Annotated in this window: 1 protein-coding gene; it reads left to right on the forward strand. The window is 50.2% G+C overall.

Annotated elements, in window-relative coordinates:
* The gene (locus tag NYE28_RS08935) at positions 1-13425 is read left to right on the forward strand and encodes a type I polyketide synthase (RefSeq protein ID WP_342490387.1); all 13425 of its coding nucleotides are present in this window, start codon (positions 1-3) and stop codon (positions 13423-13425) included.
* The last annotated feature ends 9 nt before the right edge of the window (positions 13426-13434 follow it).

Consider the following 13434-nt stretch of genomic DNA (forward strand, 5'->3'; position numbering starts at 1 on the left):
GTGAAGAACTTCAATAAGCAAATCACTTTATCGCTGAAAAATCCGTTTATTTTACACCATGACGTTTACGGACAAAAAGTCCTTCCGGGATTGGCTTATATTGATATGTTTTATCAGATTTTCAAAGAGCGCGGCTATTCATACGACGGGCTTCAGCTGCGCCATTTATCCATATATCAGCCGCTTATTGCGAAAGAAGACAGCGCCGTCAAGCTTACGGTTGAATGTACAAAGGTAAAAGAAGGGCGCTGGAAACTTACCGCAAAAGGGGCTGAGGTCAGCGGCGGACGAGTACAGCCGGAAGAACGTATTTACGTCAAAGCGGAAATGCACGAGACGGCACCCGCAATTTTCAGTGACACGCTTGATCTTGACTCTGTCAAACGCGGGGCGGAACGCACCATCGATTTAAATGAGCTTTATGCACAATGCAGAAGCCAGGAATTGGTTCACAGCGGATATATGAAAGCAGAAGGAGAAGTGTTTGAGGAGCGGGACGGCGTCACCTTTGATGTATCGCTCGGAAAAGACGCGATGGGACAGGCCGGAGGGTTTTTGTTCCATCCGACTCTTCTTGACGGAAGCGGCGTCGGCGCAAACCTATTGATCTCATCGCTGTTAAATGGGGAAAAGAGGCTGTTTCTGCCTCTTTTCTACGAATCTTTTACAGCTTCCGAACCTTTGCAGGCCGGCTGCATCACGAGAATCAAACGTTCGTCGCTTCGGCAGGAAAAGGAGCTCATTTACATTACACTGGAGTTTTTTAACGCATCCGGCCGGAAAGTAGCCGAGCTGAAAGATTTCACAAGCAAGCTCGTGCGGGATGCCGAGCTGATCAATACAGAACGAAAGACTGCTGAGAAGTCTCCTGAAAAAGCCGGTTTACCGGAAGTTGCGGCATCGCTTGAAGGCGGACACCCGCATGAGGAAGCAGAGCGGTATGTCATGAATCTGATGGCGGAAAAAATCGGCAAGCCGCTTGAACAGATTGATTCTCAAGTCGGCTACTATGAAATGGGGCTGACATCGTCCGGACTGCTTGATGTCGTCGAAACGATCAGCGAAAAAATCGGCGAAACCCTTTCTCCGACTTTGCTGTTTGAATATACGACGGCAGCAGAGCTGGCGGCTTTCCTGACTGAGCAGTACGGGAGCCATTTCAGCGCGCCTCCGGCAAAAATGGCGAAGCCGGTTGAGCCGCAAACAGAAAACAGGCGGAAAAGCAGTGTTCCGCAAGATGAAGATATCGCGATTATCGGCATGGCCGGCCGCTATCCGCAGGCCGAAAATATTCATGAATTCTGGGAAAACCTGAAAGAAGGAAAAAACTGTGTCACCGAAATTCCGGAGTCTCGCTGGGACTGGCGCCGGTTTGAAAATGTAAAGTCGCCTTCCGGAAAGAGCATTTCAAAATGGGGCGGATTTATTGATGATACGGATTGCTTTGATCCCCAATTTTTCCGGATTACGCCGCGGGAAGCTGAAACAATGGACCCTCAGGAACGGCTGTTTTTACAAACATGCTGGGAAACGATTGAGGATGCCGGATATACGCCGAAGTCGCTCGCAGAGGCGCGCGGACGGAATAAGAGACAGCGCGTCGGCGTCTTCGCAGGGGTGATGCATAAGGATTATACGTTGGTCGGGGCTGAAGCTTCTTCTGAAGATCATGTATTCCCGCTTTCTCTTAATTATGCGCAAATCGCAAACAGAGTTTCATATTTTTGCAATTTTCACGGGCCGAGCATGGCGGTCGATACGGTCTGTTCATCTTCGCTGACTGCGGTTCACCTTGCTGCGGAAAGCATTCGGCGCGGGGAATGTGAATCGGCGGTTGCCGGAGGCGTCAACTTGTCGCTGCATCCGAATAAATATCTGACATACGGTTTATGGGACATGTTTTCAACAGACGGAGTTTGTCATACATTCGGGAAAGACGGAGACGGCTATGTACCGGCTGAAGGAATCGGTGCCGTTTTATTAAAACCGCTGCGGGAGGCGGTAAAAGACGGAGACCGGATTTATGCGGTGATAAAGGGCAGTGCCGTCAATCACGTGGGGACAGTGAGCGGAATTTCCGTGCCGAGTCCTGTCGCGCAGGCCGATTTGATTGAAGAATGCCTGGACAAAGCGGGCATCGATCCGCGCACGGTCAGTTATATTGAGGCGCACGGGACGGGAACTTCTCTCGGCGATCCGATTGAGGTTCAAGGCCTTGTCAAGGCGTTCCGCCAGTACACACAGGACAAACAGTTCTGTTCGATCGGATCAGTGAAGTCCAATATCGGCCATGCGGAATCGGCTGCGGGCATCAGCGGCTTAAGCAAAGTTGCCCTGCAGCTTCACCATAAAACTTTGGTGCCGTCTCTTCATTCCGAGGAGCTGAATCCGTATTTAGATTTTGAACAATCACCGTTTTACGTCCAGCATCATACCGAAGAGTGGCAGCAGCCTTCAGTAAAGGAAAACGGAAACGAAACCGTATATCCCCGGCGTGCTGGGATCAGTTCTTTCGGGGCGACAGGTTCAAACGTGCATCTCATTCTGGAGGAATTTATCCCTGAAGAATCACACGGAACAGCGTATGAACCGGCAGAAGAACAGACATTCATTTTCCCGGTTTCAGCCCGGAATGAAGAACGGCTAAAAGAGTATGTTGCGAAGCTGTCTGCATTTATTCATCCCGGCCTGCCGCTTGAGGATGCGGCGTATACACTTCAGATCGGCCGTGAACAGATGGAGGAGCGGGTTGCGTTCACCGCTCAGAATATGACACAGCTCAAAGAGCGGCTGGAAGGCTTTCTGGCGGGTAAAACGGTCAGCGGGTGCTGGCGGAACCGAGCCGATAAAAGCAAACAGGCAGAGCTTGCTCCGGACTTAATACATAAATGGCTTTCTTCCGGAACTCTGGAGATGATTGCCGAAAAGTGGGCCGGCGGAGGAACGATGGATTGGAATCTCTTGTACGGTGAAAACAAACCGAATCGGATCAGCCTGCCGACATATCCGTTTGAAAAAATCCGGTATTGGGTGCCGAAGGCGGAGAAAAGAGAATCGCTGCCGCAAAAAAATGCAGGCATGCTGCATCCGCTCCTGCATGAAAATGTATCAAACATGTCAGGCGTCCGTTTTCGGTCCTCGTTTAGCGGCGGAGAGTTTTTCCTGAAAGATCACGTCGTCAAAAACGAGCGGACGTTACCGGGCGCGGCTTATCTGGAAATGGTCCGGGCGGCCGTTGAACATGCGGCAGAAACGAAGGAAGAAGGAACAGTCCGGCTGAAACATGTCGTATGGATACGTCCGTTTACAGCGGCGGATGAGTCCGCAGAACTGTATCTCCGCCTTTATGACGAAGAAAATGGAGAGATGGGATTTACGGTTTACAGTGAATCGGCTTCCTCGGAAGAAGAGCCCGTACTCTATGCGCAAGGAAGCGTAGCGTTTGTCCGAGCGGGCGAACCGGCCAAAATCGAGATTGACAAATTAAGAGAGTCACGCCGTCTGATCACACCTGACGCTTGCTATCAGGCATACAAACAGATGGGGATTGAATACGGGGATGCTCACAAAGCGGTCACGGAAATCTATGCAAAAGACAGCAAAGTGCTCGCGAAGCTCTCACTCCCGTCATCTATTTCTCATACAAAAGATCAGTTTGTCCTCCATCCGAGCCTTTTGGATGCGGCCTTCCACGCGACAATCGGGTTAATGCTTGACAGAGACGGGACTGACATACGGCCGATGCTGCCGTTTGCTCTCGAACAGATTGATGTGTTGAAAAGCTGTAAAAGCGATATGTGGGTTTCCATTGCGTACAGCGGCGAAAGCAAGCCTGAAGATGCCGTGCAGAAGCTGGATATTGATGTATGTGACGAACAAGGCAATGTATGTGTGAAAATGACTGGTTATTCCGCACGGGAAATTGAAACGGATAAAACAGATACACTATATTTTGAACACGTATGGGAAGAGAAGGCCGCTGTACATGAAGAAGCGCCGATCCATTTCAAAGCCCGTCACGTGATGATATCTGACCGGTTTACGGATCAAATGAACAGCATACAGACGGACTTCAGCTGTCATGTGCTCCGTGATCAGCATAAGAGTGAAGACGAACGGTTTGAAGCTTGTGCGCTTCAGGCGTTCGAAGAAGTGAAGAAAATCCTCGCTTCAAATTCCGGCGGGCGCGAGCTTATACAGATTGTCGTGCCTCAAGAAGCGGATACGCAGCTCCTTTGCGGCTTAACGGGGCTTTTGAAAACAGCGGCGCTTGAAAACCCGAACCTGACCGGCCAGCTGATTGAATTGGAGCCGGACGTCAAGGCAGACATTCTGTCCCGATATGTAAAAGAATGCAGCGCTCATCCTGATGACAAGCATATTCGCTATGAAAACGGCAGGCGCTATACGGCACAATGGCAGGAAACAGGGCTTGAACAGTTCGGCGCCGAAAAGCCGTGGAAGGATAAAGGTGTTTATCTGATCACAGGCGGTGCGGGCGGACTCGGATTTTTATTCGCCAAAGAAATCGCCCGGCATGCAAAAGACGCCGTTCTTATTTTAACGGGGCGTTCTCTGTTGGATAACCGTAAAAAAGCCCAGCTTCAAGAACTGTCCGATCTCGGCGCGCAAGCTGTGTACAAACAAACAGACATAACGGAAAAACAAGAAGTTCAATCGCTCACAGCGGACATCTGTCGGCAGTACGGCGGATTAAACGGTATCATACACAGCGCCGGAACGATAAAAGACAACTATATTCTGAAAAAGCACAAAGATGAAATCCGTGATGTACTGGCGCCGAAAGTCTCCGGGCTGGTTCATCTTGATGAAGCGGCAAAGGACATTGAGCTTGATTTTCTGATTCTTTTCTCTTCCGGAGCCGGAAGCGCCGGAAGCGCGGGCCAGGCTGATTATGCGATGGCCAATGCGTTTATGAACGCCTTCAGTGAAAAAAGAAACCGTAAAAAAGCCCGAAATGAACGCTTTGGACATACCCTTTCAATCTGCTGGCCGCTTTGGAAAGACGGCGGCATGACGGTTGATGCTGAAACGGAAGCCATGCTGACAAAAGAAAGCGGCATGGTCCCTATGCAAACAGAAAACGGCATTCAGGCTTTATACCGCGGGTGGGCGGCAAACACATCCCAAGTCATGGTGACGGAAGGCTACGCCGCAAAAATCCGGGCGTTTCTGAAAAAATCAGCGGATGATCAGCCGGATAAGGGCAGCGAAACGGAAGAAACGGCAGGTCTTACAGCAGGCGGAGAGAGCATGCTTGCAGAAAAAACGGAGCATTTCTTGAAACAAGTGCTTTCGGAAGTGACCAAACTTCCTGTCGGCAAAATTGATGCCAAGGCGCCTATGGAAGATTACGGAATTGATTCGATTATGATTATGCATTTGACGGGCCGGCTGGAAAAGAGCTTCGGTTCATTGTCAAAAACATTGTTTTTCGAGTACCAGAATATCGAATCGCTGGCGCAGTATTTTATGAAAGCACACCGGGACACGCTGCTGGAAGTGACCGGGGTGAAAACAGAAGAAACCCCTGAAGCCAAACCAGCGCTGTCTGAGAAAGCGAAAGTAAAGCCCGTTTTCAAACGGAATGAAGGCAAAAAAGGCTTTGCGCAAGTCCGTCCAGACACGCGAAAAAATCAGCAGCTTACAGAGCGTGAAGATATCGCGATTATCGGTATATCAGGACGATATCCGCAGGCCGAAAATCTTCAGGAATTTTGGAAGAATTTGAGTGAAGGCACTGACTGCATAACCGAAATTCCAAACGATCGATGGGATCACAGTCTTTATTACGACGCTGATAAAGATAAAGAAGGCAAGACGTACGGAAAATGGGGAGGATTTTTGAAAGACGTGGACAAATTTGATCCGCAATTCTTCTCTATTTCGCCCCGTGATGCAAAATTGATGGACCCGCAGGAGCGGTTATTCCTGCAATGTGTCTACGAAACGATGGAAGATGCCGGTTACACGCGCAAAAAGCTCACGGAAAAATCGGGTGATTTGCTTGGCGCTAATGTCGGTGTTTACGTCGGCGTCATGTACGAGGAATATCAGCTTTACGGAGCCGAAGAACAGGCGCGCGGTAAATCGCTTGCGCTGACCGGAAATCCGTCATCAATTGCGAACAGGGCTTCCTATGTATTCGGTTTTAACGGCCCGAGCATGGCTCTGGATACGATGTGCTCTTCTTCTTTAACAGCCATTCATCTGGCATGCCAAAGCTTGCGGAACGGGGAATGCGAAGCAGCATTTGCCGGGGGCGTCAATGTATCCGTTCATCCGAATAAATATTTGATGCTCGGCCAGAACAGATTTTTATCAAGCAAAGGCAGATGTGAAAGTTTCGGAGAAGGCGGGGACGGTTATGTGCCCGGTGAAGGAGTGGGCGCCGTACTCCTTAAGCCGCTTTCTAAAGCAAAAGCGGATGGTGATCATATTTACGGCCTGATCAAAGGAACGGCCGTGAACCATGATGGAAAAACAAACGGGTATTCCGTACCGAATCCGAACGCCCAAGCCGCGGTGATCAAACAGGCGTTAAAAGACGCGGGAACCGATCCGAGGGCGGTCAGCTACATCGAAGCCCACGGCACCGGGACTTCACTCGGCGATCCGATTGAAATCACGGGTCTGACAAAAGCCTTTTCAGAACAAACACAAGATAAACAGTTTTGTGCCATCGGCTCAGCGAAATCCAATATCGGCCACTGTGAAAGCGCCGCGGGCATCGCCGGGCTGACGAAGGTGCTCCTGCAAATGAAGCATAAGCAGCTCGCACCGTCATTGCATTCCCGGACGCTTAACCCGAATATTGATTTTCTCGCTACGCCGTTTAAAGTGCAGCAGACGCTTGAAGAGTGGAAAAGACCGGTCATAAATGAAAACGGAGTAAATAATGAATTGCCGAGAACCGCGGGGCTTTCCTCATTCGGAGCCGGCGGCGTCAACGCTCATATCGTCATCGAAGAATATTCCGCTGATGAGGATAAGGAGACGGCTTTTGCCGCGCCTCATCCGTCGATGATCGTCCTTTCTGCGAAAAATGAGCAACGTCTTCAAAAACGGGCGAAACGTCTTCTTGATGCACTGCGGAGCGGGCGTTACCGGGAAGCGGATCTGAGCCGGATCGCATATACGCTTCAAATCGGCCGTGAACCGATGGAAGAGCGTCTCGGAATGATTGTCAGCAATTTGCGCGAGCTTGAAGAGAAGCTTGACGAATTTACGGGCGGCAAGGAGTCAATTGACCAGCTCTACCGCGGACAAGTCAAACAGAATAAAGACACGATGGCGCTGTTTACGGCTGATGAGGACATGGAAAAAACCATTGAGGCGTGGCTTGAAAAAGGCAAAGCCGCAAAGGTATTAGAGCTTTGGGTGAAGGGCCTTCCGCTGAATTGGGATAAGCTGTATCAAATGGGCAGACCGCAAAAAATCAGTCTTCCGGCCTACCCGTTTGCAAAAGACCGTTATTGGATCGACACATCAGCTGATGCAGCTGTCAAAAGACCGGCCGAAACACAGTCTGCGCCGATCGCACCGGCGGCCGCCCCGGAACCGGTCATTGAAGTAACAACTCTTCACGAGGAGACTGTCAAAGAAAAACCGTCAAACATTACACTGCAGACTTTGAGCGGCGCGAAACCGAAAAGAACCGTACAGCCCGCTTCCCGTCCGGCGGTTTCCGCTGAAAAAGTAAGTGCCGTATTGACCGAAAGTTTGGCAGACGTTTTATATATGGATGCCGACGATATCGACGCAGACGACACATTTATTGATATCGGCATGGATTCAATTACCGGTCTTGAATGGATAAAGTCTGTTAATAAAGCATACGGCACGTCCCTTACGGTGACGAAAGTATATGATTATCCGACAATCCGCCAGTTTGCGGCTTTCTTGCAAAAAGAGCTCGGGACAGAACCGATCCTTGAGGAAGCAACCGAACCGCAGAAAACAGAGGCCGTGAAAAAACCATCAAACATCATGCTGCAGCCTTTAAACGCTCATAAGCAGCATGTGACACAAGCAGAAGCGGATATTCTGGAGGCGATGTCTGAAACGGCAGCTTCCGCCGAACCGGAAGAACCGATTGAAGCGGTGCATGACGAGTTATCAAAAGCACTGGCTGATGTATTGTACATGGAGCGGCATGAAGTAGATATTGATGAGGCCTTTATTGACTTGGGTATGGATTCGATTACCGGTCTTGAATGGATAAAGGCCGTCAATAAACGGTACGGCACGGACTGTAACGTAACGAAAGTGTATGATTATCCGACAATCCGTCAATTTGCCGATTTTCTGCGTACGCAGCCGTCTGTCCGCGGAAGAAAAAAACAGGCGGTTCCCGTACGTACAAAGCCGCTTACGCAACATGCCCCGCAGGAGAAAACACCTGCCGAGCCGGAGAGATTAACGGTTCAAAAGGAACCTGAACCGGTGCAGGCCAAACGGGAGCCTGAAGACGAGATAGCGGACGCGATAGCCATCGTCGGCATGTCGGGCAAGTACCCGGATGCGCCGGACCTAAAGACATATTGGGACAACTTAGCCCGTGCGAAAAACGCCATTCGCGACATCCCGCTTTCCCGCTGGGATGTAAACAAATACTATGATCCGGCCTTAAACAAGAAGGGCAAAGTATACTGCAGATCAATCGGTATGCTTGACGGCATTGAAGAGTTTGATCCGCTGTTCTTTAATATATCTCCGTCTGAAGCGGAACTTATGGACCCGCAGCACCGGATATTTTTACAGGAAGGTTTTAAAGCCTTTGAGGATGCGGGTTACAGCTCAAAAGAATTAAACGGGAAAAATTGCGGCGTTTATTTGGGGATTATGAACAATGAATACGGCATGATGTTAAACAAACATCAGACAGGAGGAAGCGCGACGGGCAACAGTTTCAGCATCGCGGCGGCCCGCCTGCCTTATTATCTCAATTTGAAAGGGCCGGCCATTCCGATCGATACGGCATGCTCTTCATCTCTCGTCGGGACTCATTTGGCGCGTCAGGCGCTGTTGAATCATGAAATTGACATGGCGCTTGTCGGCGGTGTGACCTTGTATTTAACGCCTGAATCATACATCAGCATGTGTGAAGCAGGAATGCTGTCTCCTGACGGCCAATGTAAAGCATTTGATAACAGTGCGAACGGATTTGTGCCTGGCGAAGGCGCGGGGGCGCTCGTTTTGAAGAGGCTGAAAGATGCGGAAGCCGATCAAGACCATATTTACGGAGTCATTATCGGATCTGGAATTAACCAGGACGGAAAAACCAACGGCATTACCGCACCAAGCGCGAAAAGCCAAATGGATTTAGAGCGCCAAGTGTATGAAGCGCACAACATCCACCCTGAGAGCATCACCTATGCGGAAATGCACGGCACCGGCACAAAGCAGGGGGATCCGATTGAATTAGAAGCCCTGTCTTCTGTATTTAAGGAAAAAACGGATCGCAAACAATTTTGCGCCATCGGTTCGGTTAAATCGAATATTGGGCACACGTCGGCGGCGGCAAGTGTAGCAAGCGTCCAGAAGGTTCTGCTGTCGATGAAGCATCAGCAGCTTGTGCCGACCCTTCATTTCAGCACGCCGAATGAACATTTTGATTTCGATGACTCGCCTTTATTTGTCAATACCGAACTCAAACCTTGGGAAACAGGCGGAGCACCGCGGCGGGCCTGTGTCAGCTCATTCGGCTACAGCGGCACAAACGCTCATCTCGTTATCGAAGAGTATCAGCCGAAAGACCGGGGAAGCCGTAAGCCTGATGAGACAAACATTTTTGTGCTGTCGGCGAAAAAAGCGCCCCAGGTAAAAACCTATGCCGAGTCTGTGATCGAATTTGCAAAAGCCAATCAGAATATCAATCTTTCAGATATGGCGTACACGCTTCAAACCGGGCGTGATGCGATGGATTACCGTCTTGCGGTTACAGCCGGTTCGAGAGAAGAACTGATCAGCCGTTTAACCGATTTTGTAAACGGAAATACGGGTGAAGGGATATATGAAGCCCATATCAAAACGGCTAAAAAAGAAATCAAAGCATTTGAAACGGACGATGACCTGAAGCAGCTTGTGAGGTCATGGTTCGATAAGAAAAAATACGCCAAAATAGCGGAATTGTGGGCCAAAGGGCTTCAGATGGACTGGGACAGACTCTATCAAGGCGAAAAACCCCGCAGAATCAGTCTGCCGGCTTATCCGTTTGCGAAGGAGCCGTACTGGCTGCCTGAGCCGAAAGCTGTACCGCAGGAAACAGAAGACCGGCGCGAGGCTGTGCTTTTAGAAAAGCAATGGGTTCCTTGTGAGATCGATTCGGCCGGTGAGAAAAGCGGCAAGACGGTCATGATTCTGGCTGATGCAAGAACAGCGGAGCTAGCCGAAGAGACTGCAAAGCATTTCACTGACTCATTCATTCTCCCGGTCGATTCGGCTGACACTGCAGCTAGCGATTGGAATCACATAGATGGCGCAATCGATCTGACGGGATGCGGAGACGAAGACCCTTCACTGGAAGGGATCAGCCGGCTCCAGACTCTGATTGATACAAGCCGCCGGCAGGCGCGGCCGCTGACGCTGCTATATGTAACAAAAGGCTTGGAGCCATTTCAGCAGAAAACGATTCATCTTGCAGGAGCGGCAAAAAGCGGCCTGTACAGAATGCTTCAAAATGAGTATCAAAACGTGACGTCCAGACACATGGATGCCGATACAGATACGGATCAGCAGACGCTTGCCAAACAGATTGCAGATGAATTTGCGGCGGACAGCACAGAACCGGAAATCTGCCGCCGAAACGGACAGAGATACCGTGCTTTATTCAGGGAGATTCCAAGCGGGAAGCGAGCAGAACATAAGCCCGCACCGTTTCCTGAAGACCATGTGCTTTTCATTACCGGAGGCACGAGGGGACTGGGTCTCTTATGCGCCCGCCATTTCACAGAAAAACACGGCGTGAAAAAAGTAGTGCTGACAGGCAGGGAGCCGATTCCTCCCCGTCATAAACGGTCAGCCGTTAATACGAGGCTGAAAGAGAAGATACGGGCGATTGAAGAGCTTGAAGCAAAAGGAGTGCAAGTGGCGGTGATCAGTCTGAAATTGTCTGATCATGATGCGGCGGCAGCGGAAATTGAAACGATCCGGCGCACGATGGGACCGATCGGCGGCGTCATTCATTGTGCGGGATCTGTTAATTCAGTAAATCCGGCGTTTATCAGAAAGACTGCTGACGATATACAAGAAGTGCTGGAACCGAAAGTCGCAGGGCTTCAAACATTAAGCAGCCTTTTCACAAATGAGCCTTTGCAATTTTTTGTCTTATTTTCTTCAGTATCTGCAGTCGTTCCGGCGCTCGCGGCGGGACAGTCGGATTATGCGATGGCAAATGCGTACATGGATTATTTCGCGGCGGCTCATCAGCATCAATATCCGTTAGTCAGCATTCAATGGCCGAACTGGAAGGAAACCGGATTGGGTGAAGTCCGCACAGAAAGCTTGAAGCAGACCGGGCTGCTGGGACTGTCCAACGCGGAAGGACTTGACTTGCTGGACCGCATTTTATCTGAAAACATCCGCCCGTCCGTTCTGCCGGCTATCATTGATCGGAGCGAATGGCATCCTGACAGGCTGCTCTGTCAAGAGAAAAAACAAAAAGAGACTGAAGCCGTAATAAACGGCAAAGCCGCTGAAAAACATTCAGACAGAGAACTGCTTCTTGATACGAAGACGTGGCTTGTGAAACTGTTTTCCGATGAGCTGAAAATCGCTCCGGAAGAACTGGAAACAGACGAACCGTTTCAGGATTACGGGGTTGATTCGATCATTTTAGCGCAGCTTTTACAGCAAATGAATCAAGCGCTCAAAGAGGACTTAGATCCGTCTGTTTTATATGAACATCCGACGATTGACGCGTTTGCCGAATGGCTTGTATCCAATGGACAGCCGCTGCTTGCTGAAAGGGAGGAACCTGATACAGAAATCTTGGTTCCGGCTGCCGTACAAACGGTTCATACTGAACAAAAGCGTGATGCCGTAACTGAAGACATTGCCGTCGTCGGAATGAGCTGCCGTTTTCCGGGAGCGGAATCGTTAGAACAATATTGGGACTTGCTGAGAAGCGGCAGGTCCGCAATCGGCTCCGTCCCGGCGGAACGTTTCGGATATGCAAATCAATACGTTGCGGGATTGATTGACAATATGGATCACTTTGATTCCGAATTCTTTTTCATTCCGGAAAACGACGCGAAAGCGATGGACCCTCAGGCATTGGCGGTGTTGGAAGAGAGCTTGAAACTTTGGTGCCATGCCGGCTATTCCCGTGAAGAAATCAAGGGTATAGAGGCCGGTGTGTATATCGGAGGCCGAAGCCAGCATCAGCCTGATCCTGAAATTCTTGCGAATACCCGCAACCCGATCGTTGCGGGCGGGCAGAATTATTTAGCGGCAAACGTTTCGCAATTTTTTGATCTGCGCGGGCCGAGCATCGTGCTTGATACGGCTTGTTCATCGGCTTTGACAGGAATGAACATGGCCGTTCAGGCACTGAGAAGCGGCGATATCAAAGCGGCGGTAGTTGGCGGCGTCAGCCTGCTGAACACGGATGCGGCGCACCGGATGTTCCAAGAGCGCGGGCTGTTAAACGAAAAGCCGGCATTTCACGTATTTGACAAGCGTTCAGGCGGAGTTGTCCTCGGTGAAGGCGTCGGCATGGTGCTGTTAAAAACAGTAAGCCAGGCGCAAAAAGACGGCGACACGATACACGCGGTCATTAAGGCTGCCGCCATGAACAATGACGGCAGAACGGCAGGCCCGTCAGCTCCTAATATGCAGGCGCAAAAAGATGTCATGCAAAGCGCGCTTTTCAAAAGCGGCAAAAAGCCGGAAGACATCAGTTATATCGAAGCAAACGGATCGGGTTCCGCTGTAACTGATTTGCTTGAGCTGAAGGCGATTCAAGCCGTATACCGCTCTGGCCAGCATGTTCCGCTCGGCATCGGGTCAATTAAGCCGAACATCGGGCATCCGCTTTGCGCAGAAGGCATCGCAAGCTTCATTAAAGTCGTATTAATGCTGAAGCATAAACAAACGGTTCCGTTCCTCTCAGGAGATGAACCGATGCCGCATTTTGATATAACAAAGACAGATTTTCATTTTCATAAAACAGCCGGCGAATGGGATGCAGCCAGACCGTCAGTAGCCATCAACTGCTTTGCTGACGGCGGAACGAACGCCCACGTCATTCTGGAAGCTTGGGAAGAAAAAGATACCCGAATGAAAAGAAAGCCGCTGCCGGTACCGTCATTAAGACGTAAGGCTCTGGTAAAAGAACCTGACGTACTAGCGGAGAAACAAGAGCTTCCTGCGAAAAAAATGTTTTGGAAAGCATTTAAATGAGAGAGGAGT

It is taken from the genome of Bacillus sp. FSL R5-0443, from assembly GCF_038608285.1.
Lineage (GTDB): Bacteria > Bacillota > Bacilli > Bacillales > Bacillaceae > Bacillus > Bacillus velezensis.